General features: G+C 33.7%; 27 protein-coding genes. 14 read left to right on the forward strand and 13 right to left on the reverse strand.

The features are described 5' to 3' along the window. Positions 1–61: 61 nt before the first annotated feature. The 10 genes from hisD to hisIE all read left to right on the forward strand — a co-directional run bounded on the left by hisD (position 62) and on the right by hisIE (position 8,537). Positions 62–1,345 (forward strand): histidinol dehydrogenase, encoded by a 1,284-nt coding sequence (gene hisD / locus BUC31_RS10830; protein WP_073244081.1) that lies wholly within the window; start codon positions 62–64, stop codon positions 1,343–1,345. Between the two features lie 43 nt (positions 1,346–1,388). Beyond that, positions 1,389–2,429 carry a histidinol-phosphate transaminase gene (gene hisC / locus BUC31_RS10835; protein ID WP_073244083.1) on the forward strand — a complete coding sequence of 347 codons (1,041 nt, stop codon included), beginning with the start codon at positions 1,389–1,391 and terminating at the stop codon, positions 2,427–2,429. Between the two features lie 17 nt (positions 2,430–2,446). After that, a complete protein-coding gene (locus tag BUC31_RS10840) occupies positions 2,447–3,412 on the forward strand; it encodes a DUF2167 domain-containing protein (protein ID WP_073244085.1) in 966 nt (321 codons plus the stop codon). A 25-nt stretch (positions 3,413–3,437) separates the two neighbouring features. After that, a complete protein-coding gene (gene hisB / locus BUC31_RS10845) occupies positions 3,438–4,574 on the forward strand; it encodes a bifunctional histidinol-phosphatase/imidazoleglycerol-phosphate dehydratase HisB (protein ID WP_073244087.1) in 1,137 nt (378 codons plus the stop codon). An 84-nt stretch (positions 4,575–4,658) separates the two neighbouring features. Then, the gene (gene hisH / locus BUC31_RS10850) at positions 4,659–5,240 is read left to right on the forward strand and encodes an imidazole glycerol phosphate synthase subunit HisH (protein WP_073244089.1); all 582 of its coding nucleotides are present in this window, start codon (positions 4,659–4,661) and stop codon (positions 5,238–5,240) included. Beyond that, positions 5,240–5,662: a GNAT family N-acetyltransferase gene (locus BUC31_RS10855; protein WP_073244091.1), complete on the forward strand. Its 423-nt coding sequence runs from the start codon at positions 5,240–5,242 to the stop codon at positions 5,660–5,662. The genes hisH and BUC31_RS10855 overlap by 1 nt, the downstream gene beginning before the upstream one ends. Before the next feature lie 3 nt (positions 5,663–5,665). Then, positions 5,666–6,394, forward strand: coding sequence for a 1-(5-phosphoribosyl)-5-[(5-phosphoribosylamino)methylideneamino]imidazole-4-carboxamide isomerase (hisA, locus tag BUC31_RS10860; protein WP_073244093.1), 729 nt, complete (start codon positions 5,666–5,668; stop codon positions 6,392–6,394). Then, positions 6,387–6,902: a DinB family protein gene (locus BUC31_RS10865; RefSeq protein ID WP_073244095.1), complete on the forward strand. Its 516-nt coding sequence runs from the start codon at positions 6,387–6,389 to the stop codon at positions 6,900–6,902. The genes hisA and BUC31_RS10865 overlap by 8 nt, the downstream gene beginning before the upstream one ends. A gap of 106 nt (positions 6,903–7,008) precedes the next feature. Next, positions 7,009–7,764 carry an imidazole glycerol phosphate synthase subunit HisF gene (hisF, locus tag BUC31_RS10870; protein WP_073244097.1) on the forward strand — a complete coding sequence of 252 codons (756 nt, stop codon included), beginning with the start codon at positions 7,009–7,011 and terminating at the stop codon, positions 7,762–7,764. A 164-nt stretch (positions 7,765–7,928) separates the two neighbouring features. Then, a complete protein-coding gene (hisIE, locus tag BUC31_RS10875) occupies positions 7,929–8,537 on the forward strand; it encodes a bifunctional phosphoribosyl-AMP cyclohydrolase/phosphoribosyl-ATP diphosphatase HisIE (protein ID WP_073244099.1) in 609 nt (202 codons plus the stop codon). A gap of 46 nt (positions 8,538–8,583) precedes the next feature. Here the strand turns inward: hisIE and BUC31_RS10880 are convergent, their stop codons facing one another. The 5 genes from BUC31_RS10880 to BUC31_RS10900 all read right to left on the reverse strand — a co-directional run bounded on the left by BUC31_RS10880 (position 8,584) and on the right by BUC31_RS10900 (position 11,194). Next, entirely contained in the window at positions 8,584–9,195 is a 612-nt protein-coding gene (locus tag BUC31_RS10880; RefSeq protein ID WP_073245890.1) for a DJ-1/PfpI family protein, read from the reverse strand. A gap of 239 nt (positions 9,196–9,434) precedes the next feature. Then, complete coding sequence (locus BUC31_RS10885; protein WP_073244101.1) at positions 9,435–9,845, reverse strand: GNAT family N-acetyltransferase; 411 nt, start codon at positions 9,843–9,845, stop codon at positions 9,435–9,437. A gap of 41 nt (positions 9,846–9,886) precedes the next feature. Then, positions 9,887–10,078 (reverse strand): hypothetical protein, encoded by a 192-nt coding sequence (locus BUC31_RS10890; protein ID WP_073244103.1) that lies wholly within the window; start codon positions 10,076–10,078, stop codon positions 9,887–9,889. Beyond that, the gene (locus BUC31_RS10895; RefSeq protein WP_139251952.1) at positions 10,078–10,746 is read right to left on the reverse strand and encodes a hypothetical protein; all 669 of its coding nucleotides are present in this window, start codon (positions 10,744–10,746) and stop codon (positions 10,078–10,080) included. Before BUC31_RS10895 ends, BUC31_RS10890 begins: the two co-directional genes overlap by 1 nt. A gap of 133 nt (positions 10,747–10,879) precedes the next feature. Continuing rightward, positions 10,880–11,194: a winged helix-turn-helix transcriptional regulator gene (locus BUC31_RS10900; RefSeq protein ID WP_073244105.1), complete on the reverse strand. Its 315-nt coding sequence runs from the start codon at positions 11,192–11,194 to the stop codon at positions 10,880–10,882. Between the two features lie 115 nt (positions 11,195–11,309). Here BUC31_RS10900 and BUC31_RS10905 point away from each other — a divergent pair, with 115 nt between their 5' ends. Continuing rightward, positions 11,310–11,822, forward strand: coding sequence for a VOC family protein (locus BUC31_RS10905; protein ID WP_073244107.1), 513 nt, complete (start codon positions 11,310–11,312; stop codon positions 11,820–11,822). Positions 11,823–11,899: 77 nt separating this feature from the next. Here the strand turns inward: BUC31_RS10905 and BUC31_RS10910 are convergent, their stop codons facing one another. The 4 genes from BUC31_RS10910 to BUC31_RS10925 form a co-directional block, all read right to left on the reverse strand. Further along, positions 11,900–13,708, reverse strand: a complete 1,809-nt coding sequence (locus BUC31_RS10910; protein WP_073244109.1) for a glycoside hydrolase family 2 protein — start codon at positions 13,706–13,708, stop codon at positions 11,900–11,902. Positions 13,709–13,788: 80 nt separating this feature from the next. Next, positions 13,789–14,877: a hypothetical protein gene (locus tag BUC31_RS10915; protein ID WP_073244111.1), complete on the reverse strand. Its 1,089-nt coding sequence runs from the start codon at positions 14,875–14,877 to the stop codon at positions 13,789–13,791. Continuing rightward, positions 14,861–15,400, reverse strand: coding sequence for a hypothetical protein (locus tag BUC31_RS10920; RefSeq protein WP_073244113.1), 540 nt, complete (start codon positions 15,398–15,400; stop codon positions 14,861–14,863). Before BUC31_RS10920 ends, BUC31_RS10915 begins: the two co-directional genes overlap by 17 nt. After that, positions 15,400–15,942, reverse strand: coding sequence for an RNA polymerase sigma factor (locus tag BUC31_RS10925; protein ID WP_073244116.1), 543 nt, complete (start codon positions 15,940–15,942; stop codon positions 15,400–15,402). Before BUC31_RS10925 ends, BUC31_RS10920 begins: the two co-directional genes overlap by 1 nt. A 225-nt stretch (positions 15,943–16,167) precedes the next feature. On the opposite strand from BUC31_RS10925, the gene BUC31_RS10930 reads away from it, so the two are divergent. After that, on the forward strand, positions 16,168–18,576 hold the full coding sequence (locus BUC31_RS10930) for a TonB-dependent receptor (protein WP_073244118.1): 2,409 nt from the start codon (positions 16,168–16,170) through the stop codon (positions 18,574–18,576). Between the two features lie 3 nt (positions 18,577–18,579). Further along, positions 18,580–19,425 carry a DUF4249 family protein gene (locus tag BUC31_RS10935; protein ID WP_073244120.1) on the forward strand — a complete coding sequence of 282 codons (846 nt, stop codon included), beginning with the start codon at positions 18,580–18,582 and terminating at the stop codon, positions 19,423–19,425. A gap of 89 nt (positions 19,426–19,514) precedes the next feature. Here BUC31_RS10935 and BUC31_RS10940 read toward each other — a convergent pair whose 3' ends face one another. The 3 genes from BUC31_RS10940 to BUC31_RS10950 all read right to left on the reverse strand — a co-directional run bounded on the left by BUC31_RS10940 (position 19,515) and on the right by BUC31_RS10950 (position 22,578). After that, complete coding sequence (locus BUC31_RS10940; RefSeq protein ID WP_073244122.1) at positions 19,515–20,276, reverse strand: ThuA domain-containing protein; 762 nt, start codon at positions 20,274–20,276, stop codon at positions 19,515–19,517. Positions 20,277–20,301: 25 nt separating this feature from the next. Continuing rightward, positions 20,302–21,606: a sugar phosphate isomerase/epimerase family protein gene (locus tag BUC31_RS19900; protein WP_084135015.1), complete on the reverse strand. Its 1,305-nt coding sequence runs from the start codon at positions 21,604–21,606 to the stop codon at positions 20,302–20,304. 72 nt (positions 21,607–21,678) lie between these two features. Further along, positions 21,679–22,578, reverse strand: a complete 900-nt coding sequence (locus tag BUC31_RS10950) for an SMP-30/gluconolactonase/LRE family protein (protein WP_211573862.1) — start codon at positions 22,576–22,578, stop codon at positions 21,679–21,681. Between the two features lie 420 nt (positions 22,579–22,998). Here BUC31_RS10950 and BUC31_RS10955 point away from each other — a divergent pair, with 420 nt between their 5' ends. After that, complete coding sequence (locus BUC31_RS10955; RefSeq protein ID WP_073244124.1) at positions 22,999–24,594, forward strand: BspA family leucine-rich repeat surface protein; 1,596 nt, start codon at positions 22,999–23,001, stop codon at positions 24,592–24,594. 270 nt (positions 24,595–24,864) lie between these two features. Here BUC31_RS10955 and BUC31_RS10960 read toward each other — a convergent pair whose 3' ends face one another. After that, positions 24,865–25,464 (reverse strand): hypothetical protein, encoded by a 600-nt coding sequence (locus BUC31_RS10960; protein ID WP_211573863.1) that lies wholly within the window; start codon positions 25,462–25,464, stop codon positions 24,865–24,867. Positions 25,465–25,599: the final 135 nt, after the last annotated feature.

A 25,599-nucleotide genomic window follows, 5' to 3' on the forward strand; every position in this document is an offset into this window, starting at 1 on the left:
ATTGTAAATGATTATTTTTTGCCTAGAGCAAACAGCTTAAGGCTAATAGCTAGTTAAAGAAATGAACAAAATATATAATCCTAAAAGGCAAGATTGGAAAGACGTTCTTATGCGCCCCACCCAAACTGTTGCCGATATTGAAGGATTGGTCAATACTATTTTTGAGGAAGTTAAGCTTGGTGGCGATACTATCTTAAAAAAGTATACCAATCAATTTGACAAGGTTAACTTGGATAATCTTTTAGTTTCAGAAGATGAAATTAAGGAAGCCAAAGAATTGGTTTCAGAAGATTTGAAAGCTGCTATTCAATTAGCGAAATCAAATATAGAAGTATTTCATATCGCTCAGAAAACGGGTCGTGTTGAAGTGGAAACGACTACTGGTGTATCTTGCTGGCAAGAAAAAAGACCAATCCAAAAAGTGGGATTGTATATTCCTGGGGGAACGGCTCCTTTGTTTTCTACTATTTTAATGTTAGCAGTACCTGCAGCTATTGCCGGTTGTAATGAAATTGTACTTTGTTCTCCACCTGATAAAGAAGGGAAACTAAATCCTGCTATTTTGTATACGGCGGATTTATGCGGAGTAACAAAAATTGTAAAAGTAGGGGGAATTCAGGCAATCGCTGGGATGACTTTTGGTACAGAAACCATACCGCAAGTGTATAAAGTTTTTGGACCAGGAAATCAATATGTAACCGTAGCAAAACAAATTGCAACAAAACATGGCGTTGCAATTGATATGCCAGCAGGACCGTCAGAATTATTGGTTGTTGCTGATGATTCTGCAAATGCTGCTTTCGTAGCATCAGATTTATTAAGTCAGGCAGAACATGGTGTTGATAGTCAAGTAATTTTGGTTTCTACGTCTAAAGAAATGATTGATTCGGTGGAGAAGGAAGTAGCTCTACAATTAGAAGATTTACCACGTAAAGAAATCGCAAGGCATGCAATTGCAAATAGTAAATTGATTTACGTTGATAATGATCAAGATGCTATTGATTTGATAAATGAATACGGACCAGAGCATTACATCGTTTGTGTAGAAAATGAAGATTTTTATATAGACAATACACAGAATGCAGGTTCTGTTTTTATTGGTAATTATACTCCTGAGAGTGCTGGTGATTATGCCTCTGGCACAAATCATACCTTACCAACAAATGGATATGCTAAGCAGTATAGTGGTGTAAACCTTGATAGTTTTATGAAGAGTATGACTTTTCAGAAAATTACAAAAGAGGGTATTCAAACAATTGGTAGTGCTATTGAACTGATGGCAGAAGCAGAAGGGTTAGAAGCTCATAAAAATGCAGTTACTTTAAGATTAAATAGTTTAAAATAATGTCATTTTGGCTACGCTCAATGACCAACACCATATTGAACTAATGAGTTTCAATTTAGATAACATAATACGAGAAAATGTAAAGGGCTTGAGTCCTTATTCTTCGGCACGTGACGAATATGTTTCCGATGGTTCTACCATGGTTTTCTTAGATGCGAATGAGAATCCGTTTGAAAACGGAGTCAATCGGTATCCTGATCCTCAACAAAGAGGCTTAAAAGCAATATTGGCAGAACAAAAAGGAATAAAGGAAGAAAATATTCTTTTAGGTAATGGTAGCGATGAAGTTTTAGATTTGTTGTTTAGAGCTTTCTGTGAACCTAAACAAGATAATGTCATTACTCTGCCACCAACATACGGAATGTACAAGGTGCTTTCAGGTATCAATCTAGTAGAAAATAGAGAAGTCTTATTAACTGATGATTTTCAGCCTAATGTTTCTGAAATTAAAAAGGCTATTGATGAACATACTAAACTGTTATTCATTTGTTCTCCTAACAATCCCACAGGAAATAGTTTTTCAACAAATAGTATTGAGGAACTTTTAAATTCTTTTAACGGACTTGTAGTTATCGATGAAGCATATATAGATTTTTCATCCGAAGAAAGCTGGACATCAAAGCTTAATGATTATCCGAATCTAATTATAACTCAAACATTATCAAAGGCGTATGGTATGGCAGGTATTAGATTGGGTATTTGCATTGCATCTGCAGAAATTATTGCTGTAGTAAACAAAATTAAACCGCCGTATAACGTAAATCAATTAACACAAGAGAAAGCAACTACTCGTGTGTTAGATATAAATTCAGTTAAGAATGAGGTTAATGAGATTTTAGCTGAAAGGGCAAAATTAGAGGAGGCTTTAACAACAGTTTCATTTGTTGAAAAAATTTACCCTACCAATGCAAACTTTATTTTGGCAAAGGTAGATGATGCTACGCTTAGATATAATCAATTATTAGCTAAAGGGGTTGTTGTTAGAAATCGTACCACACAACCGTTATGTGAGAATACCCTACGTTTTACTGTAGGTAGTGCTGTAGAGAATAAAACACTTGCTGAGGCGTTAAAAATGATATAACCTTTAAACCAAAACCAATGAAAAGCAAGTTCATTTATTTTATTGCCTTATTAATAACAGTTTGTGTAGCTCATGCTCAAGATATTGAAAGACTAGAATTTATAGCTGACAGTCTCAATTTAAGTGATGAAGAAACGGAAGATCTTATAAGTTTTAAACTGTATTCAGATAGTCTAGAAAACACCTTTACCTATATTTATGATAGGTCTATGCTTAATGGTGATGTTGCGAAAATTATGGTACCAGAAGGCTATAAATTTTTAGATAGTGAACAAGCACAACGAGTGCTTTCAGATATTTGGGGAAACCCAAGAGATGAGTCCGTTATGGGTCTTTTATTGAAAGAAGATGAATCTCCGGTAGAGACAACTTACGCCATTGAAATATCGTATTCAGAAGATGGATATATTGAAGATGATGATGCACAAGACATGGATTATGATGACTTGCTAAGTGAAATGCAAGATGATGTCAAAGAAGCAAATCCACAAAGAACTAGTATGGGATACCCAACTGTAGATTTAATAGGCTGGGCAACAAAACCTTATTATGATTCAGAAAATAAAAAATTATACTGGGCTAAAGAGCTGCTTTTTGAAGAGGAAGAAACCAGTACTTTAAATTATAATATTAGAGTTTTAGGTCGTAAGGGCTATATGAATTTAAATGTTATTGGTGACATAGATACTTTAGAAGATGTTGAGAATAACTTAGATCCAATTTTAGGTAGTGTATCATTTAATACAGGGTATAAGTATTCTGAATTTAACCCTGATTTTGATGATGTAGCAGCTTATGGAATTGGTGGTTTAATAGCAGGTAAAATTTTGGCTAAAGCTGGATTCTTTGCCTTAATACTTAAATTTTGGAAGTTCATAGCAATAGGCGGAGTAGCATTATTTGCAGGAGCAAAGAAATTCTTTTTTGGGTCTAAAGAACAGACTGCCATTGAAGTACGTAAAGACGACTCTGATATTTCTTAGAGAACAATATTATATGTAAAAAAGTATGAAAAAAAGAGTACTATTTATAGACCGTGACGGAACTATAATTAAAGAAACGGTAGATGAGCAGATAGATGCTTTTGAGAAAATGATTTTCTATCCTAAGTCTTTCACTTTCCTTGGTAAAATTGCCAAAGAGCTAGATTATGAGTTGGTTATGATTACTAATCAAGATGGGTTGGGTACTGATGTATTTCCAGAAGATACCTTTTGGCCTGTACATAATTTCATATTAAAGTCTTTTGTTAATGAAGGTGTTGTTTTTGACAAAGTGTTCTTAGATCGAACTTTTCCGCATGAGAATGCAGCAACTAGAAAACCTGGTACCGGCTTATTAACCGAGTATTTTTCTGATGAATATGATTTAGAAAATTCTTATGTAATAGGTGATCGATTAACAGATATGGAATTGGCTAAGAACTTAGGTTCTAAAGGTATTTTCATTAATGATGAGACTAATTTGGGTACAGGTGAGATTACTGTAAAACGGGATGAATTAGATAGTCACATCGCGATTGAAAGTAATGATTGGGAGAAGATTTATGAGTTCTTAAAATTGAATGACAGAACTGCTGAAATTCATAGAAAAACCAATGAAACCGATATTGCCATCAAATTAAATTTAGATGGTACCGGTAAGAGTGATATTAAAACTGGGTTGGCTTTCTTTGACCATATGTTAGACCAATTGGCGCGTCATGGGCAAATGGATTTAATGATAAAGGTTAATGGTGATTTGGAAGTTGATGAACACCATACAATAGAGGATACAGGTATTGCTCTTGGTGAGGTATTTCATATGGCTTTAGGAAATAAACTAGGTATTGAACGATACGGTTTCTGTTTACCAATGGATGATTGTTTAGCGCAATCTGCCATTGATTTCGGAGGCAGAAATTGGCTAGTATGGGATGCAGACTTTAATCGTGAAATGGTAGGGGATATGCCAACTGAAATGTTTTATCATTTCTTTAAATCATTCACTGATGGCGCCAAAGCAAATTTGAACATAAAAGCAGAAGGCACCAATGAACATCATAAGATTGAAGCTATTTTTAAGGCTTTTGCAAAGAGCATAAAAATGTCTGTTAAAAGAGACGTTGAAAAAATGGTGTTGCCAAGTACGAAAGGAGTTCTTTAAATAGTACAAAGTATTGAGTACAAAGTATTAAGTCTTTATGATATTTACTTTGTACTTCATACTAACTACTTAATACTAGTTTTAATGAAAATTGTAATTATAAATTACGGAGCAGGAAATATACAAAGCATCAAATTTGCCATAAAACGCCTGGGCTACGAGGCTATTTTAAGTAATGTTGTAACTGAAATACAACATGCTGATAAAGTTATATTCCCAGGAGTTGGTGAGGCGAGTAGCGCAATGCACAAACTTCGTGATAGCGGTTTAGACAAACTAATTCCGACATTAACGCAACCTGTTTTAGGTATTTGCCTGGGTATGCAGTTAATGTGTCATTCGTCTGAGGAAGGTAATACTACTGGACTAGGAATTTTTGATGTTGATGTTGTAAAGTTTGATAGCACAGTAAAGGTTCCACAGATCGGATGGAATCAGATTACCAATCTTAAATCTGAATTATTTAATAGTATTGAAGAAAAAGAGCATATTTATTTAGTGCATAGTTTTTATGCACCATTGTGTGATGAAACTATCGCAGAATGTTCTTATGGAGTTGATTATAGTGCAGCTTTACAAAAAGATAATTTCTATGGTACTCAATTTCACCCTGAAAAGAGTAGTGATGTTGGGCAGCGAATTCTAGAGAATTTTTTAAAAATGTAATGGAGCAAAATTATTTTATTTCAACTGATAAAAACCTTTTGAACGTAGATGCAATTCAACAGTTTATTGCTAATTCATATTGGGGTGATAATAGAACATTAGAAGAAGTAAAAATAACGATTGAAAACTCTTACTGTTTTGGAATATATACACTTAAAAATGAACAAATTGGCTTTGCTAGGGTAGTTACCGATTATATTTACTTTGGATATTTCATGGATGTGATTATTCTAGATAAATTTCAAGGTCAAGGTTATGGTAAGATTTTGGTGAAAGAGATATTAGAAGATGCTACCATTAAAAAGCTAAAAACATTAGCATTAAAAACTAAGGATGCCCATTTGTTATATGAGCGTTTCGGATTTAATAAAATAGGAGATTCACCATTGTGGATGTCTGTTGATAAACAAATTTTAGATTAAAGAATGAGAATTATTCCTGCTATAGATATCATTGATGGTAAATGTGTTCGTCTTTCAAAAGGTGATTACGATACTAAGAAGATATATAATGAAAACCCTTTAGAAGTAGCCAAAGAATTTGAGGCACACGGTATTAAGCATCTACATTTGGTGGATTTAGATGGTGCAAAATCAAAGCATATTGTAAATCATAAAGTACTGGAGCAAATTGCTTCACAAACGAATTTGAATATTGATTTTGGAGGCGGATTAAAAACTGATGATGATTTACGTATTGCTTTTGAAAGTGGAGCAAAACAAATTACAGGTGGTAGTATCGCTGTAAAAGATTCAGATACTTTTATTGGATGGATTGAAAAGCATGGTGCGGATAAAATTATTCTTGGCGCAGATGCTATGGATGAAAAAGTAGCAGTTTCTGGTTGGTTAGAAGAGTCAAAGGAAGAATTAATTCCGTTTATACAATCGTATCAACAAAAAGGAATTCAATATGTAATTTGTACAGATATCAGTAAAGACGGTATGTTAGAAGGTCCGTCGTTTGAATTATACAAACGTATTTTAGAGCAGACCAATGATTTAAAGCTAATTGCTTCCGGAGGTATTTCTACTTTTGATGAGCTGCCTAAATTAGACGAAATGGGTTGTGAAGGTACAATCATAGGCAAAGCTATTTATGAAAATAGAATTAGTCTTAAACAACTAGAATCTTATATTTTAAGCAATGGATAAGGAAGAACGCTTAGTGGAAGAAATTGTTGAAAATGCGATGTATCGCATGGATGAAAGTACGCGTATGATCAAAAAAAGTTTTGCTGAAATATCGGAAGAAGAAATTTGGCAGAAGCCTAATCCTTCTTTGAACAGTATGGCGAATCTCATTTTACACCTGTGTGGTAATATGACACAATATGTGATTTCTTCCATAGGCGAAATCGATGATAATAGAAATAGAGATGCCGAGTTTTCTGTTGGCTCAGGACTAACGAAAGCGGAGTTATTACATAAATTAGAAGATACGGTAGACTCCGTTAAACGTGTTATTTTTGATTCAACAGTAGATAAGTTGATAAAAGTAAGATCAGTACAAGGAATGTCCTTTTCGGGAGTTGGAGCAATTATGCATGCTGTAGAACACTATTCTTATCATACTGGTCAGATTGCTTTTTATGTAAAACTCATAAAGGAAAAAGACTTGGGGTTTTATGATGGAGTCGATCTGAATATTAAAAATGAGTAAAATTTATCAAGTACAAAGTATTAAGTAAAAAGTGCAGCTTGATATTATGTGCGATATTTATTGAATACTTAGTACTATTTAGGTAGTACTTAATACTAGAAAAAATATGCTTGCTAAGAGAATAATACCTTGTTTAGATATCAAAGATGGTAGAACTGTAAAAGGTGTCAATTTTGTTGACTTACGTGATGCAGGGGATCCTGTTGAGCTGGCTGAGATTTATAGTCGCGAAGGTGCCGATGAATTAGTGTTCTTAGATATATCAGCTACAGAACAGAAAAGAAAAACATTAGCAGATTTAGTATACCGGGTTGCGGAAAAAGTAAATATTCCTTTTACGGTTGGTGGCGGAATCTCATCTGTTGAAGATGTTGATGTTTTGCTGCATAACGGAGCAGATAAGGTTTCCATTAATTCATCTGCTGTGAAGAACCCACAGTTGATTAATGATTTGGTTGCCAAATTTGGATCGCAGTGTATTGTTGTTGCAATAGACGCTAAACAGATTGATGGAGAGTGGATTGTTCATTTGGTTGGAGGAAAAGTACCTACCGAACGTAAATTGTTCGAGTGGGCAAAAGAAGTGGAAGAACGCGGAGCAGGAGAAATTCTATTTACCTCAATGGATAATGATGGTACTAAAGACGGATTCGCAAATCAAGCATTGGCGAAATTGTCTACGGAGTTAAATATTCCGATAATTGCCTCGGGTGGTGCTGGTAACAAACAGCATTTTACTGATACCTTTGTTGAGGGTAAAGCAGATGCAGCTTTGGCGGCAAGTGTTTTTCACTTTAAAGAAATTGGTATTCAAGAATTGAAAACTGAGTTAAAAGAAAATGGTATTCCTGTTCGAATATAGTTTACAGTTTTGACAAACGAAATTTGACTTCGACTAGGCTTAGTGACCAAATTAGAATTATTAAACTAGGTATTATCCTAAGCGCAGTTGAAGGTTTGGGACCACGATAAGTATATTGCCTTTTAAGAAAATGATCAATAGAATTGAAATTGAATAAAGAGAATATGGAATTTAATACACCCAATTGGGAGAAAATGAGTGACGGACTAGTGCCTGCAATTATACAAGACGCACGTACGAAGAATGTATTGATGCTTGGCTATATGAATGCCGAAGCTTTAAAGAATACTACTGATAGTGGTAAGGTTACATTTTTTAGTCGTTCTAAGCAGCGTTTATGGACTAAAGGTGAAGAAAGTGGAAATTTTTTGAATTTAGTTTCCATTAAAAATGACTGTGACGATGATTCTCTTTTAATAACTGTTAACCCTGTAGGTCCTACATGCCATACTGGTACAGATACATGTTGGAAAGAAGAAAACAATTCACAATTCGGGTTCTTTTCTGAGTTAGAAGATACTATTAAAGAAAGAAGAACTACTGCTGATGATAGCAAATCTTATGTAGCTTCATTATTTAAAAAAGGAATCAATAAAATTGCCCAAAAAGTAGGGGAGGAAGCCGTTGAAACTGTTATTGAAGCAATGGATGATAATGATGAGCTATTTCTTTATGAAAGTGGCGATTTACTGTTTCACTATTTAATGCTGTTACAGGCAAAAGGCTTTACGCTTAAAGATATTGAAACTGAATTAATGAAAAGAAAGAAGTAGATGTTATAAGTTCAAATGATACGTTAACTGCTTTTCATGCAGTTTATCATTCTGCAGTAAACGTATCATTGTCCTTGTCTTCTATCCAGTTGTATTCTATTTCCCAAGCTACATTTCTAGCAAAATCTAAACCGTGTCGGTCGGCTAAAAATCCTAAAGCCATATCCATACCTGCACTTACACCTGAAGAAGTATAATAATTTTCGTCTACCTTCCAACGAGCTTCTTTATCCCATTGTACCTCTGGTCCGTTGGTAATGACCCATGCAAACGCACGTTTGTTTGAAGTAGCCTGCCTTTTGTCTAAAAGTCCTGTTTTTGCTAAGAGCGCACTTCCTGTACATACGGTCATTACAAATGTGCTAGTTAGGCTTATATCTTTAATAGAAGTTATTAGCTTATCGTTATTTACTTCTACTCTTGTTCCTAAACCACCAGGAATCAAAAAGGCAAATGGCTTCTTATTGATATCTGCTAGTTTTTCTGTCATGATTGGGACTTGATGTCTATTGGTCACAATACCACCTTCTAATGAATAGAATTTTAAAGTATATAAGTCGGTTAATCGTCCAAATATTTCAGCAGGTCCAAATACATCAAGGGTTTCATAATTGTCGAAAAGCAAGAATGCAATTTCTTCTTTTTCAGTTGAACTCATTTGGCTGGAATTTTCTTGGGCAGTTACACTTGAACTGAGAATTAATACAACTAATATAGATTTTATAAGCTTAGTAAACATCTGCATAACTGTTAATTAAATAATTACCTAAAAGAAAATTTCATTCTAGAATAAGATAATTATTAAATGAATCTATGAGATTACTTGCTGGTATTGTTTATAACTAGTATTATTATCAATACCATAATAAACCGGAAGGAATTTTCAGAAATAAGCTATTAAAATATCCGTTCCATGATTTCATAATCTACATCACCTTTTATAAAAATAGTGTTAGTAGCTACCAAACCAAACTTCCTATAAAATTCAGATTTGTTTCTTCTGGCATTACACCAAATTCTTTTTAAAGATTGCTTATCGGCAATTTGCATAATTTCATTTAGAAGTATACTGCCATATCCTTTGCCTTGGTAATTTTCCAATGTAGCAAATTTTCTAAATTGAGCCTCTCCGTCATTAATAAATAAAGAGATTACCGAAATTAATTTTTTATCTATAAAGAGTCCGAAATGTAGACCTTCATTGTCATTATTTAACTTTACGTAATCTAAAGGTTTAGTTGGCCACATTACCTGATGTCTAATGGGTAATGTTTCATCGGCTGTTATCTCAATTATTTTTGTGGTCATAAATAGTATAGTTGACCCCAAATGTAGGTAGCTTTTATAGTTTATTCAAGTACTAAAGAATCTTGAACGTTTGCAACAGATACCCATGTAAATTTTATAGGTGACCATTCTTCTTTTGGGTTGGACCTAACAGAAGTTTTCTTCTTTATAAAAACTTTATTATCCTCTGTAAAGACATGTTGCGTGTCTATAACTTCTTGAGAATAAACTTTATTGGATTTCTTTTTTCTCATTATTGTACGTTTTTCTTATAACGGTTTCTGCCCATATTAAATATGCCTACTTTAATTCCTATGCCAGCGGTAAAACCGTTAATACGTGTAATACGCGTAGGAGGTAGGTCTATTTTACTTGAGAAGCGATATTTTACACCAGCTTCTATTTGTAGATATCTTGATATGTTAAATAGTGCGTTAACGCCAGGTTCTGCAACGAATACGGCATCAAAATCATCTTCAGTAAGTTCTTCTTCAAAATCATCATCATGCCTAAATTTATTGTCTACATAACCTACGGCTCCAGCACCTAATAAAAGAGGGAAACTTAAATTGACGCGATTTTTACTAAATAAAATAGGCTCTAAATGCAAGCCACCATAAACGGCAATTAAATCTTCATACCTAGATAAGCTATTATTGTATATATCTTGTTCGGAGTAAAGAAAATTACTGGCAAATCCGACTTCAAATTGCTGATTGGCTACGTATGCTATTTTTAGTCCGCCCATATATGCGTTTTCGCCATCTATTTCTCCCACACCCATGTTTATACCTACGTAAACACCATGTACAACATTATTACGGTCGTTAAATTCTAGGTATTCATTAGTTTCTTCTTGTCCGAAGCTATCCAAACAGGATACAAGTGATAATAGGAGAAGAGTTAATTTTAGTGGTTTCATTACTGTTCGATTTTTGATTGATTACCTAATAGACAACCTAACTAACAAATAGTTGCACCAAAAACCTATATTTTTTAAATAAAACCCAAAATTTCGTTATTTGTTGTGTTGGACTATTCTAATTACTTATGAATTAGCAATTTGAAGCATCATTTGCACCCCAAGAATCTAAACTTAGCAGAATGCTTTTAAGAGATTTTCCACGTTCGCTTAAAGCATATTCTACCTTTGGTGGTACAACGGGAAACACTTCTCTAATCACCAATCCGTCTTTTTCTAATTCTCTTACGGTTTGGGTGAACATTTTATTTGAAATACCTGGCACTTTCTTTTGAAGAATTCCTGAGCGTAGTGGTCCTTCTAGAAGGTGAAAGAGAACTATTGGTTTCCATTTGGTGCCAATTAAATTCATTGTATAGTCTAAAGGGCAATATTTTTTTAAACTCATATAGAATTAAATAACTGATAATTAGCAATTAACCCTTTTTGGTAACTATGGTACTTTTAGGTAAGTTATTGCTAATAAGGCAAATATATGTTTATTTTACAGTAAAATTAGAACTATGAACAAGAATAATAAATATCCAAAATCATTTTCACATATAGGTATTACAGTTCCTAATCTAGAAAAAGCAGTAGAATTCTACGCTGAAGTAATGGGATGGTATGTGATAATGAAACCATCTAAAATTAAGAAGGAAAAAGAAACTGCCATAGGGCAAATGTGTATCGATGTTTTTGGTGATGACTGGGAAGAATTTGAAATTGCCCACATGTCTACTTCCGATGGTATTGGTGTAGAGTTGTTCTGTTTTCCGCATGGCATAAAAGAAGCTCCAGAATTTAATCCGTTTAATACGGGATTATTTCACTTTTGTATCCAGGATCCTAATATTGAAGAATTGGTTGCTAAAATTGTATCACATGGTGGTAAGCAACGTATGCCAATTCGTTCTTACTACCCAAACGAGAAACCCTATAAAATGTGTTATGTAGAAGATCCCTTCGGAATCGTTTTTGAAGTCTATACTCACAGTTATGAATTAACGTATTCTTCTGGTGCTTATACAGAATAGTTTGTGTAAAAATTAAAAAGCGATTGATTATTAATTTGTAATCAATCGCTTTAATAGTATAGTTTTAAAGATCTATATTATTTCTTATCCATATCAAGGTAATATTCCTGTAAAGTATAAAAAGCTTTCTTTTTCATCCCTTGCTCTGAAATAAGTCCTTTTCTGTTGAAATCATCTTGAATTCTACGTAATGGTCGTCTAGATGAACGAAAGTCCATCAAAATCCAAGGAGAAAGACCTGCCATAAATTCTATATTTTCCATCATTTCAATGTTAGATTTAAAAAGAGCGTCTTGGTATTCTTCTGTCCATCTTTCATTCTTATCGCCATGTTTACCATATAAAGCTCCGCCACCGATTTCACTCATAATCATTGGTTTATTATATGCACTTGCCCATTTAATACTGCTGCATGAATCTACATCGCCATAATACCATCCACAATAATTATTAATACCAATAACATCAACAACTTTACCTAATGGGTCCTCTATTAAATTACCATCATCTCCTTTACCTTGGGTGTCCAAAGCTGCAGTTATTAATCTAGAATTATCTAAGCTACGTGCCTTTTCTGCCAAATTACTTATGAAAGACAAACGTGGTTCGCTCTCTGGTGTTTCATTCGCCATTGACCATAACACTACAGATGCTCTATTTTTATCGCGAGAAATCATTTCGGTTAATTGATTTTCCGCATTTGCATATGTGTCTTCATTTTCGAATTGAATAGTCCAATATACCGGTATTTCAGACCAGATTAAAAAGCCCATCTTTTCAGCTTCTTTCACCATAGCTTCGCTATGTGGGTAGTGCGCTAACCTCAAGAAATTACAACCTAGTTCTTTTGCCCAATTTAAAAGTACTTTACACTCTTCAACAGAAATTACACGACCTGTCTTAAATGCTGCTTCTTCATGTATACTAATACCTTTTAGGAAAGTTTCTTTTCCATTTACAAGTATTTTAGAGCCATCTGTTGTTACCGTTCTAAAGCCTATATTATCTACAACTTCATCTGTTTTGGTTTTTATAACTACCTCATAAAGTTTTGGAGAAGTTGGAGACCATAAGCTAGGTTTAGCATTGATTAGAAATGATGCTTTTCCATCATTTAATTTTGTTTTTATAGTTTTCTTAAGCTCAGGTATCTTAATGCTTACTTCGTCTCCGTTAGTTGCATTTTCTACAGCTACCCACCCTTTAATTTTACCGGTTTCTCCTTTTTCTAATTGAACATAATAATCAGATATATGAGTTTTAGGTACGCTTATTAAGTGGACAGATCTAGTGATGCCACCATAGTTCCACCAATCTTGGTTTACTGTAGGTACATTTTCTTTTTTACGTTTATTATCAACTTTTACAACAACAAAGTTATTTCCGTCAACAAGTTTATCCGTAACATCAAACTGAAAAGGAGTATAGCCACCAACATGTTTGCCAATTTTTTCTCCATTCAAATAAACAATAGCCTCGTAATTTACCGCTTCAAAATATAGATAAGTTAATTCGTTGGAAGTAGGCGTATAGTCAAAGTCCTTTTTATACCAAACTGTGCCTTCATAATAATAAAGCTTGTCCATTTGTGTATTCCAATCACCTGGTACATCTAACTGTAAACTGGTATCAAAATCATACTCAATAAGGTCAGAAGGAGATTGCATTTTTGCATTCCTAAAATATCCTTTATCATATTCCTGTAACCTATGGTTGTAAAACCCATTTTCAAGGGGATCTACAATCATATCCCATTTTCCATTTAATGAAGTCTTTTCTCTGGAATCTATATTCTGAAGAAGATTTGCATAATTAGCATCTTGTGCTGTGCTTGTTATGCTTAAAAAAATAAAGAGAATGAACGTTAAATTACTTATTCCTTTCATGTGGTAAACCTAGTTTTAATTTAAGCTTTCAATTTACCGTTTTATTTAAAAATGGATGCAATTATAAGTCAATCTTATTCTTAAATTTCTTTCAATAGAACTACTCCCTTTTTACCTGAAATGATAATATGCCCTTTTCCGCCTTTACCATAGGTAGCTTTTATTTCTCGTAGCTTCTTACCTTTATCTTGTATTTTTGAATCTACATTCTGAAATGATTTTGGCAAACGAACCAAACCTTCTTCTAATATAGCAGAGAAACTATGTGGAAAGTTTAAAATATTTATACTCACTTCAGAAGATTCCTGTTCAATGGTAATCTTTGAATTTGGAGAAACAACATGGTCTATCCAAAAATCTGAAATCTTCAAATTTAAATCAATGTCTTTATTTAAGTGTCGTATACGTAATTGACTGAATTTAAGATTACCATATAGTGTACTTATATCTTTAATATCCGCTTCATCTTTATTAGCGTAATATTCTAAAGATTCAACTTGTTGTATATCTATTGTACTACCACTACTATTTAACCTCATAGTATTAGCATGGTCTATATCTAAGCCACCATTATTTAAGTCTACGTTGGCATAGTTGATGTTCTTAGCTCTTAACTTGCCATATTTCATGCTAATATCTGCTTTGTTCAAATTATCATTTATCCACATATCGCCATGTTGTACATCTGCTTTTAATATACCTACCCAATCTTCTATAAATACGTCACCAAATTTATTGACGATTTCCAACTCTACCTTTTTAGGGATATAGATTTTGTAATCTATTTGAACATTACTACGATCAAAATCAAACGGATTGGCTTTTTCAAATAAATTAGAAAAGAATCCGGTACTCTTTTCGCCAATTTCATAATTCACAGAAATGAATTTTTCACTTTGTCTTATTATTGGTTTTATACGCCCCAATAAGTCTTTAGCATTTTCTTTTTTCTTGTCGGTAACAGTAATACTAACCGTTATGGAAACCTCTTCTTTTGCCCATCCATATACATTAATATTACCATATTTATTTTCTAAATGTAATTCCCCTGTATTATCGAAAGGGTAGGTTTTAGTGGTCTCTTTAGACACCTTTTCTTGCGCCAAAACGGTAAAGCCGACAAAAATTGCAAGGGCGAAAAGGAACAGTTTTTTACAAAGTATATCCATAATCTTCGTCTTTAATTTTAGATTCATTAAGCTGTTGTAATAGGTTTTCTATAAGTTCTATTCGTTTTTTATAATTGCCTATTATCGCTTCAAGTACGAGCTCATTATCTAAGTTGTTCTGCATTTCAATTTTCAACTGTTGGTATTCTTTATCTAGTTCTACCATAAAGGATAGAAATTCTTCTTTATCAGATTCTGACAATTGCTGGTTGCTTTTTACCAATTGAACTTGATATGACACCAAACCTTGGTAATGCATATCTATATCCTGCAATTCTTGGGAAACATAATTTGTTTCTGCAGTTACGCCACTATACGCAGAAACACCAATAAGACCTAAAATACCAATTACTAAAACTATGCTAGCAGCAATACGAAACATAGGAGATTTCCAAAGCGGAATAACTTTTGGTTGGTTACTGTTTAATTCCGCTTCTATATGCGCCCACATTTTGGCACGGTCTGCCTTTTGGTCATCAAAGACCGATTTATTTTCTCTTATATTTTTTTCAAACTGATCCATTATAATGTGTTTATAATTTCTACTAATTTCTTTTTTGCTCTGTGGTATTGAGATTTTGAAGTTGATGTTGTTATGCCCAATACTTCGCTTATTTCGTTATGGTCAAACCCTTCAAGTAGGTATAAGTTGATAATTTGTCTGTAACCTTGGGGAAGTTTTTCTATTCCTGTTTTTACCTTTAAAATATCTACTGCAGCAACCCTTTCATATGCTACCTCTTCGGTTAAGTGAAACTCATGATCATTTATGGTACTTAGTGGTAACCGTTTAACTTTTAAGTGATTGATACATTTATTAATTACAATTCGCTTTAACCATGCCCCAAATGTGCTTTCATATTTAAATTTATGAAGGTTTTTAAAAGCATCAATGAAACTATCTTGTACAACATCTTCTGCATCTTCCTTACAACCTAAAAACCGCATACCAATATTGTACATAGCATCAACATAAAGCTCGTACAGTTGGTACTGCGAGTTTCTGTCGCCAGACTTGCTGTTTTCAACAAGAGACTTATGTGTAAAACGTATTTCGGTTTCCAATTAATTAAAGAGGTTGATTGTACTCTAAATTAGGTTTCTATATAAAGACAGTTGAAAATGTTGATGGTTGCATATCACCAACAATTTTTAGAAAAATTAGCGTTATGAAGGTACAGTGATTAATGAATATCAATGTTACTTTTTTGCTAAATATTTAGATACATGCAACCTTTTAAAAATTAAGTTGTCAATTAGTGGCATTCATCAATCATTCAAATAAATAATATGACAAGAAGAAGAAAAGAGAAAGTACGATTAAGGTGGTTAAACTTAATTACCACTCTAACTTTATTTCTAACTACTACTTTCTTAATTGCCCAAGAAAGTTATACCATTAGCGGTAAAATTACAGATATAGATAATGGAGAAACGCTTTTTGGGGCATCTGTATTTTTAGAAGGAACATCTATAGGTGTTGTTACCAATGAATATGGATTTTATTCCATTAGTGCACCTAAAGGAGAATATAGTTTGCTAATTACCTATATGGGGTATTCTGATATTAAGCAGGAGGTGAACCTTAACAAAAACCAACAATTCGATTTCGAAATTTCTGAGGTGTCTACCAAATTAGATGAAGTTGAAGTGGTTGCAGAAGAGTCTGAAATTGCGGTGTTAAGAAAACCAGAAATGAGTGTTCTTAAAATGAATATTGAAACCGTAAAACAGATGCCTGTTGTTCTTGGCGAAGTAGATATTTTAAAGTCGTTACAGATGTTGCCAGGTGTCACCAATAACGGAGAAGGCACCGGCGGATTTCATGTACGTGGGGGAGCGGGCGATCAAAATCTGGTTTTGTTAGATGAGGCTATTATTTACAATACATCGCACATGTTCGGGTTTTTCTCTGTATTTAATGCTGATGCTATCAAAGATGTGAAATTATATAAAGGCGGAATTCCTGCGCGTTATGGGGGTCGTGTTTCATCTGTGTTAGATGTGCGTCAGAAAGACGGTAATAGTAAACGGTTTGCTGCTACTGGAGGTATAGGTATAATTTCTAGTCGTTTAGCTCTTGAAGGTCCGTTATTTAAGGAAAAAGGATCCTTTTTAATTGCTGGTAGAAGCTCATATGCCAATCTATTATTAAAAGCGGCTGGGGAAGATAATAGTGTTGGTTTTTACGACTTAAACCTAAAGACCAATTATAAGATCAATTCGAATAACAGACTTTTTCTATCTGGTTATTTTGGAAGAGATTCTTTTGAACTAGGGGATACTTTCAGTAATTCTTACGGTAACTCTACCGGAAATCTTCGTTGGAATCATATTTTTAACGACAAGCTTTTTTCAAACCTTTCTGTTATCTATAGTAAGTACGATTATAAGTTAGGTCTTACTTTTGCTGAGTTCGACTGGGTTTCATCTATTACCAATTACAACCTTAAATATGATCTAAAATACTATTTCAGCGATAAATTTAAATTAGATTTTGGTGCAAGCGGAATATATTATGAGTTTGATCCAGGTGAGATAAAACCAACTTCTGAAACCTCGGCGGTTAATCCGTTACTGCTAAATCAAAAAAAAGCTGTCGAAAGCGGAGTCTATGTAAATGCTGAACATAAATTGACAGATAAACTTACGGCTCAATACGGGTTGCGTTATAGTGCGTTTACTAGAATGGGTGGTCAACCAATGACGGAATATGAAAATAACCAACCAGTAGTCTATAATTCAGACTTAGGCATTTATGAGCGTGGAATGGCAGTAGGGGAGACTGTTTACGAAAATGGTGATGCCATTAAATCTTTCGGAAATATAGAACCTAGAGCTTCTTTAGCCTATACGATTGATGATAACTCTTCTTTAAAAGCCGGTTTCTCTAGAGTGGCGCAGTACATTCATTTATTATCGAATACTTCTTCTGCAACACCTTTAGATGTATGGGCACCAAGCGGACAGTATATAGACCCGCAATTATCTAATCAATATGCACTTGGGTATTTTCGAAACTTTAAAAACAAGGCGTATTCTATGGAAGCTGAAGTGTATTATAAGAATACCGATAATAGAATTGATTATATAGATGGTTCAGACCTTATTGGACAAAATACAATTGAAACCGAAATTTTAACTGGGGAATCTAGAGCATACGGATTAGAGCTATTATTCCGTAAAAATGAAGGGAAATTTACAGGATGGATTGCTTACACTCTTTCCAAATCTGAACAAAGAACTCCTGGTGGTACTGCTGGCGGACTAGGTATTAACGATGGTAATTGGTATAATACTCCGTATGATAGAACTCATGATATTTCTATCTCTGGATCTTATCAATTAAATGACAAATGGAGTTTTGGAACCAACCTTGTTTTTCAAACAGGTAGACCGGTTACATACCCTAATGGGCAATATGAGTATGAAGGTATTTCAGTGGCAAGCTATGCCAATAGAAACTCTGATCGTTTACCTGCTTATCATCGTTTAGATCTATCAGTCAATTATAAACCGAATAAAAAACCAAATGCGAAACTAAAAGGAGAATGGGTATTAGGTATTTACAATGCGTATAACCGTAAAAATGCGGCTTCCATTTCATTTGGTCAGAATATAGAAACAGGAGCTAATGAAGCTACTAGAACTGCAATTTTCGGTATTGTGCCTTCATTAACCTATAACTTCAAATTTTAAGACATGCAAAATTCAATAAAATTTATAGCACTTTTGTTTTTATGTACTCTAGTTTCATGTACAGATGTGATTGATGTTGATGTACAGACAGATACCATACGCTTGGTGGTAGAAGCTTCTCTAGATTGGGAAAAAGGTACTACCGGTAATGAGCAAACCATAACGTTACGTACTTCTACACCATTTTTTGATACCCAAAGTACAGATGTAGTTGGGGCACAGGTTTCTGTAACCAATGATGTTAATGGAGAAGTTTATCTGTTTACAGACCAAGCTGATGGTACTTATACTACTGATACATTTAATCCGCAATTGAACGCTAGTTATACCTTAGAAATTATTTATGACGGACAAACATATACTGCAAATGACACTATGAATCCGGTGGCAGATATTATAGATGTATTTCAAGATACGGAAGATGGTTTTGATGATGAAACCATTGAATTGCATATTGTTTTTAATGATTTTGAAGCGGAAGGTGATAATTACTTTTTTAAGTATGAAAGACCACAAGATCTTTTACCAATACTAGAATCAGGTGATGATGAATTTATAAACGGTAACGAGGTAGATTGGTGGTTCGAGATAAATGAAGATGATGATGAAGAAGGAGAAATAAAACCATTAGCCCCAGGTGATGTGGTAACTATTAATATGCACAGTATTTCTAGACCCTATTACAATTATATTGATATTGTAATTGACCAACTTGGTGGTGTCGGTATTTTTGAATCTACGCCCGTAGCAATAAAAGGTAATTGTATTAATACCACAAACCCAGATAATTATGCACATGGCTATTTTAGGGTTACTCAGAAAAATACTGTAATCTATACAGTAGAGTAGAAATTTTTAAATGTAGTAGCAGAAAAGCCAAGCCCTAATAGGACTTGGCTTTTTTATTTCTAAAGCAGTCTTTCAATTTATTAATACCACTATTGTTTCATTTTGCCTTTAGCCGCCCAATAGATTCCGCCGAATAGATGGTCTAAATACTTTTTATTTTGAAAAGCTTCTGGTTTATGACCAAGTGTTGTATAGAATGAGCGTCCCCCGTCGTATATTTGATACCAAGCTATAGGGTGATTTTTGCCCATACCTTCAAGGGGAATTTCATCATACCCTTTTTGGTAATCATAAGTGCTTTCGTCTACGGAAAGCAGTACTGTGATTTCATCTGATTTTAATAATTTAAAATTGTACCACTCCTCACTCCATAACCATTTTTCCGGTAGGTGCAAGTTTGAAGGGAAATTTGAATCATGATTGGTTAATATAGCTGCCTGAAACTGAGGATGATCTTTAAAAACTCCGCCTATAAGATTATCAAACCAAATATTTCTAATCTCACTATCAGAAGTGGAATGGACTCCCACAAAGCCTTTACCATTGTGTATGTGCGCTTTTAAAACATCAAGCTGTTCATTGTTTAAATTGTCTGTATTAGCATTTAAAAATACAACCACATCGTAAGATGGTAATTTTTTGGCAAGGTCTTCTGGGTTTTGGGTCCAATCGAATTTAAACTGTTGTTCTGCTGCCATTTTATGGAAAGCATCTACCGCACTGGGTATGCACTCATAATGCCAAGTATCCTGCACGGTGAATAACAACACCTTAAATTGATCTTGGGCAAAAGCCATAGTGTTGAAAGTTAAAATGAGAAAACATGATAATAGTAAAATTCTGATTTTCATAATGTCAAGTGTTGCTGGTGAATTGTTATAGTATATTAAAGTATAAATAGTTCCATGCAGAATTGATGCTATACCATACTGGGTAATTAAAGGCTTCAACTTCTGCTACAGTATATTTAAGACCGGCGGTTTTTGCGTATTTAAAGTATAGTTCAAAGTCCATTTTACCACTCTGCCCTAGTTCTTTGTAATCTTTTACATGCCAGCTTATAAAACGGTTTTCATACTTTTTGAAGTAATCAACTGGGTCAACTTTTGAAAAATGCATCCAATACAAATCGGCTTGAAAACTAACGTATTCCGGATCGGTGTTTTCTAAGAAGTAGTCATAAACTACCTTGTTCTCTATAGTCTTAAACTCATCTGAGTGATTGTGGTATGCAAATCTAATCCCTCTTTCCTTACAAAGTTTTCCAATGGCATTGTAATACTCAGCATACCTTTTTAGTTCAGAAAGGGTAGTGATTTCTTTAATTTGATTGTTAGATATGGTCAGGTATTCTACACCTGCTTGTTTATGGTCTTCTATACATTCTCGCCACCATTGCATCGCTTCTTTCCAAGCTTGACCATCATCAGAAGGGAGGTCGTAAAAGGTCATTGATCCTGTGAATTTCAGGTTGTTATCTTCTACCAATTTTTTGAAATCTAATGGGGACAATCCATAAAAAGAGTGGTCTTTATAGACAAAGGTTTCAATATAACTATAACCCATTCTATCAAGATACTTCAAGGTCTCTTTAGGGTTTTGCTGCATTTGTTTATGTACCGACACCAGTTGAATACCAATATTTTTATCCTTTGGATTTTTCTTAATATAGCGGGTTTGCCAAAGAATTTTGTTCTGTGGGTTTACTCCCTTTAAATGAACATCGGTTTGATTTTTAAAATCAAAAGTAACCGTCATAGTTTCTTTACCTGTAAAGTCGCGATCTCTCATTATCCAATCCGTATCGCTGGTAAACCCTCCTTTACCCAAGAACATATCACCTTGTGCACTTTTACCCAATGCAAAAATTGAATCGGTCTTTGCGTCGTAACCAATAAGTTCTGTTAAGGTATGATTGTATGTTTTGCCATCTTTATGAAATACATCAACTGACATTGCGGTATTATCTATTTTAGGATAATTGTTCATTTTTATAAGGGGTGTTTTGCCGATACTATCTGTTGTATGATCAATAGAACTGACCCAGAACCCTAAATACTGCTGTAACCTATCTGCTTGTTTTGGAATATTCGTTTGTGCGAAAACAGTACTTGTTCCTATTAAAATGAGCAGTAATATCATTTTATTGGTAAACCTTAGTATGCTTAAATTGTGAGCCATTCTTTGATATTTATTTTAGTAAAATATAAGTTCTATAGCCATGAAGACCTATTTGAACTAGGATCTTGTTAACTAATTTTTAAGTGGTACCGAATATATTTTTCCTGCCATCATATCTGGCACCAATAATCTGTCCTTTTCTTCTTCCAAATAAAAATCTGCGGCAGATTCTAACCCTTCAATAAGTACAGTAGACGCTTCTGTTTTGGGGTCAATTTTCCAAACTTTTCCAGTGACCCAACTACTAACATAATAATTGCCCTTACTATCTTGTTCTACGGCGTCAGCTCCTCTAAAAAGACCTTTTAGCGGACTAAGAACACCATTTTTAGTAACCAAGAAATTACCATTAAAAAAAGATGCTACCATAATATTACCATCATTGTCAACACCTACGCCATTAGGGTTTAACATTAGGGGTGAAGTATCTTGTTTTATAGAAATATGTCCATCTAAATCTACATGGTAAATACGCCCTAACTCAGGAACTTTCTTGGCTTCTTCGCTATCTAGTGGCCATAAGTTATTGTTAGTGTCACGCATGTATTGTGTAGCGCCCATATCGGCTATATACATTCCGTTCCCGTTCTTATCTAATGAAACATCGTTTAAGTAGAGTACTGTTTCGTGGAAATCGGCTTTATCAACAAAAATGCTGGCTTTCCCTTCTTTATCAACGCGCCAAATTCTCGTAACATCAGAGAAATATAGATACCCATTTAGGTAAACAATTCCTTTAGGTTCATCAAAACCCTTGGCAAAAACCTTGACACCGTTTTTGGATATCTCTACCAATTCGCCATCACCTGATTCTTTTGCGTTCATAAGAGTTACATAATAATTGTCTTGGAACCCTTTTGTAATACTTTCAGGTTTCATGCCCACTTCAATAGGAAATTCTATCTCAGATTGCGCATTACATATTAAAGCGAATGTAAAGGCGATTATGAATGCGATTAGTTTAGTTACCATACCTATAGTTTTAAGGTTGAATTATTGGTATGATGTAAATTTATCATCCATTAATTTATGATTATGGCAATTTTGAAGCAGATGCTGTCAAATTTGTAGCGAATATGGTTTTAGTTATGGCAAGTGGGGTAGGGCAGGAAACTTTTCGTTTCGATTTATTACTTAGTTAAATATGAATATTTTGCTTTGTTATACGCCAAATTTTAAATTTGACGGACTTTAAAAATAAAAACAGACCTTTTAAATTTTGTACATACGCACTTTGTTTTTTACACCTTGCTAGTCACTGGCATTTTTATGGTTTACCCTTTATTATTTTTCTTTTATTACAACGTCTAAAATTTTAGGTTTTGTGTAGCTCAAATTATGTATAATTTAATTGTTATAAATTCGTTTTTATAGTAATTAAACCAGAATTATATGTCAAATAAAATAGCATTAATACTTCTATCGATTATTTTAATATTATCATGCAATAAATCAGAAGAAGATGTACCACAAATAAAACCCATTGCAACTTACACGGTAATTTTTGACACAAATGGCGGTAATACAATTGATCAATTAAATGTAAAAGAAGGCAATTATATACTTAAGCCAACTGACCCAACTAAAGCATGCCTTGATTTTGATATTTGGTACACTAATCAAGATTTAACCAATGTATTTGATTTTGCTGCGCCAATAACTAATAATATAACATTGTATGCGGGTTATAAAGAAAATTTGAGTCCTATAGATAGACTTAAGCTAATCGAATTAATAGAATGCGGTGTTGAACTAGATTTGATTAACACGAGTAATGTAACCGACATGAATCGACTTTTTTATGGTGACAAAACACTGAATGGTAGTATAGCCGATTGGGATGTTTCTAATGTTACCGACATGTCTGAAATGTTTTCTAAAAATGAGGCTTTCAATCAAGATATAAGTAATTGGAATGTTTCTAAAGTGGTAGATATGTCTGAAATGTTCGGAGAGGCGAAAGCTTTTAATCAAGACCTTAGTAATTGGGATGTGTCTAATGTTGTAAACATGAATCAAACATTTTCACGAGCTTATATTTTTAATCAGGATATAAGTGGCTGGGATGTTTCTAAGGTTCAAGACATGTCGTATTTGTTTAATCAAGCATATGTTTTCAATCAAAATATTAGTGCTTGGAACATTACTAAAGTTAAAGACATGTCTGGAATGTTCAGTAGTGCAAACGCCTTTGAATATGATATTACGAATTGGGATGTGTCTAATGTAAATAATATGCATAGCATGTTTTCATTTAATACGACATTTAATCAAGATATTGGGGGGTGGAACGTATCTAATGTGACTAACATGGCTAGTATGTTTTTGGGTGCTGAAATTTTCAATCAAAATATCGGTAATTGGGATGTTTCCAATGTTGAAAATATGAATGTAATGTTTGCTCAAACTGATGAGTTTAATCAAGATATTGGTGGTTGGAATGTTTCTCAAGTAATTGGAATGAACGGCACTTTTTTTAAAGCTAATTCCTTTAACCAAGATTTAGGTAATTGGGATGTTTCTAGTGTTCGCTACATGCCAGAAATGTTTAAAGGCACTCCATTTAATTTTGATATTAGTGGTTGGAATGTATCTAATGTTGAGAATATGTTTGAGATGTTTCGTCAAGCGGTATCTTTTAATCAAGATTTAAGTACTTGGAATGTTGCCAGTGTTCAGAATATGTCTGGTATGTTCTCTCAAACAAATGAATTCAATCAAGATATTAGTAATTGGGATGTGTCTAATGTTACAAATATGCAATTCATGTTTTCTGAAGCTAAGGCATTTAATCAAGACCTTAGTGATTGGGATATGGTTAATGTTGGTAACATTGCGAGAATGTTTTCAGAAGCTTCTAATTTCAATCAAGAAAATATAAAATCTTGGAATATTCAAAATACAACATTAATTGAAAAGTCCCTATTTGGAACAGCTATGCCCTTGACTTTTCGATACGATATCAGACCAGATGAAAGTCCATTTTAAATATAGAAATATTTTAAATTCTTTTATTAAACTATTACTAATTCGAGCAAAATATACTTGTATCTAAAAGTTCGGCTAAGCGTAGTGCGGTAAGTAAGGAAACTTTTCGTTTCCGTCAGCGCACGAAGCTAAAGCTTATTGTTTAGTTTAATTTTTCTTGTCCAAAGCTAAATCCATAAGATTTATCAACCTTATAAATATACGTAGACCTTAGCGTTTAAACCCGAAGCCTACATTGTTTATAGGTTGTGTTGTGTCCAGTTATTATTTTTACGCTTCTTTTAATACTCTTTTTAGAACATTTAATCGTCTGATATATTCAGTTTTGAATTCCGAATCCCAATTAGGTTTTAACTCAGCCCATATTTTTTGACGTTCAATTGCACGTTGAATTAAAGGTTTATTTTTCTTATCAATTTCACCATCGTCTACTAATTGTCCAAATCCAGTTGCAATTGCACAAATATCAACTGTAAATATGTAGTAATGGTCATCAAAATTTTCATCAGATATTTGAGACTTTATTAATTTTCTGTCAAGAATTTCATCGTTGAAATCTACTATGCTTAGTTCTCCCAAACTTTCAATAGTCCACTTTAAACATTCATAAGTCGGGATATTTGGATTTAACTTTTTCCATTCTCTGAATTCAGCTAAAGCTAAATCACCTTCATCTGAGCCAAATGAAGCAAATTCATCTATACTATTCCAAAAAAAATCTTCTGGAATTAGTTCGATTGCCTTTTTATGGGCATGCTCTTTATCAATTCCGTAAACTTCCTCTTTTATTTTGTTTACCTTTTCTTTTGAGATACTTGTTTTACAAGAAAATATTACTGAGGCTACTATAAATAGAACTAGGGTCTTCATGGTTTAATTGGCTACAAAGTTAAGTGTATGGTGTCGTAAGGGATTTCGGGCTTCAAATCTATCAAGTTACGTCCCAAAATTGATGTGGGTGAAATTGCAAAAAAAACTCTGAAACCCTTATGCAATATACACATT

The sequence above is a fragment of the Maribacter aquivivus genome, assembly GCF_900142175.1.
Taxonomy (GTDB): domain Bacteria; phylum Bacteroidota; class Bacteroidia; order Flavobacteriales; family Flavobacteriaceae; genus Maribacter; species Maribacter aquivivus.

Excerpts from the sequence above, each read along its gene's own strand:
- hisIE (WP_073244099.1), top strand. The coding sequence starts at position 7,929 with ATGGAATTTAATACACCCAATTGGGAGAAAATGAGTGACGGACTAGTG.
- BUC31_RS10865 (WP_073244095.1), top strand. The coding sequence starts at position 6,387 with ATGGATAAGGAAGAACGCTTAGTGGAAGAAATTGTTGAAAATGCGATG.
- BUC31_RS10910 (WP_073244109.1), bottom strand. The coding sequence starts at position 13,708 with ATGAAAGGAATAAGTAATTTAACGTTCATTCTCTTTATTTTTTTAAGC.
- BUC31_RS10840 (WP_073244085.1), top strand. The coding sequence starts at position 2,447 with ATGAAAAGCAAGTTCATTTATTTTATTGCCTTATTAATAACAGTTTGT.
- BUC31_RS19900 (WP_084135015.1), bottom strand. The coding sequence starts at position 21,606 with ATGGCTCACAATTTAAGCATACTAAGGTTTACCAATAAAATGATATTA.
- BUC31_RS10950 (WP_211573862.1), bottom strand. The coding sequence starts at position 22,578 with ATGGTAACTAAACTAATCGCATTCATAATCGCCTTTACATTCGCTTTA.
- BUC31_RS10935 (WP_073244120.1), top strand. The coding sequence starts at position 18,580 with ATGCAAAATTCAATAAAATTTATAGCACTTTTGTTTTTATGTACTCTA.
- BUC31_RS10880 (WP_073245890.1), bottom strand. The coding sequence starts at position 9,195 with ATGAGTTCAACTGAAAAAGAAGAAATTGCATTCTTGCTTTTCGACAAT.
- BUC31_RS10900 (WP_073244105.1), bottom strand. The coding sequence starts at position 11,194 with ATGAGTTTAAAAAAATATTGCCCTTTAGACTATACAATGAATTTAATT.
- BUC31_RS10960 (WP_211573863.1), bottom strand. The coding sequence starts at position 25,464 with ATGAAGACCCTAGTTCTATTTATAGTAGCCTCAGTAATATTTTCTTGT.
- BUC31_RS10955 (WP_073244124.1), top strand. The coding sequence starts at position 22,999 with ATGTCAAATAAAATAGCATTAATACTTCTATCGATTATTTTAATATTA.
- BUC31_RS10885 (WP_073244101.1), bottom strand. The coding sequence starts at position 9,845 with ATGACCACAAAAATAATTGAGATAACAGCCGATGAAACATTACCCATT.
- BUC31_RS10915 (WP_073244111.1), bottom strand. The coding sequence starts at position 14,877 with ATGGATATACTTTGTAAAAAACTGTTCCTTTTCGCCCTTGCAATTTTT.
- hisA (WP_073244093.1), top strand. The coding sequence starts at position 5,666 with ATGAGAATTATTCCTGCTATAGATATCATTGATGGTAAATGTGTTCGT.
- BUC31_RS10895 (WP_139251952.1), bottom strand. The coding sequence starts at position 10,746 with ATGAAACCACTAAAATTAACTCTTCTCCTATTATCACTTGTATCCTGT.
- BUC31_RS10930 (WP_073244118.1), top strand. The coding sequence starts at position 16,168 with ATGACAAGAAGAAGAAAAGAGAAAGTACGATTAAGGTGGTTAAACTTA.
- BUC31_RS10920 (WP_073244113.1), bottom strand. The coding sequence starts at position 15,400 with ATGGATCAGTTTGAAAAAAATATAAGAGAAAATAAATCGGTCTTTGAT.
- BUC31_RS10855 (WP_073244091.1), top strand. The coding sequence starts at position 5,240 with ATGGAGCAAAATTATTTTATTTCAACTGATAAAAACCTTTTGAACGTA.
- hisH (WP_073244089.1), top strand. The coding sequence starts at position 4,659 with ATGAAAATTGTAATTATAAATTACGGAGCAGGAAATATACAAAGCATC.
- hisB (WP_073244087.1), top strand. The coding sequence starts at position 3,438 with ATGAAAAAAAGAGTACTATTTATAGACCGTGACGGAACTATAATTAAA.
- BUC31_RS10905 (WP_073244107.1), top strand. The coding sequence starts at position 11,310 with ATGAACAAGAATAATAAATATCCAAAATCATTTTCACATATAGGTATT.
- hisC (WP_073244083.1), top strand. The coding sequence starts at position 1,389 with ATGAGTTTCAATTTAGATAACATAATACGAGAAAATGTAAAGGGCTTG.
- BUC31_RS10940 (WP_073244122.1), bottom strand. The coding sequence starts at position 20,276 with ATGAAAATCAGAATTTTACTATTATCATGTTTTCTCATTTTAACTTTC.
- BUC31_RS10890 (WP_073244103.1), bottom strand. The coding sequence starts at position 10,078 with ATGAGAAAAAAGAAATCCAATAAAGTTTATTCTCAAGAAGTTATAGAC.
- hisF (WP_073244097.1), top strand. The coding sequence starts at position 7,009 with ATGCTTGCTAAGAGAATAATACCTTGTTTAGATATCAAAGATGGTAGA.
- hisD (WP_073244081.1), top strand. The coding sequence starts at position 62 with ATGAACAAAATATATAATCCTAAAAGGCAAGATTGGAAAGACGTTCTT.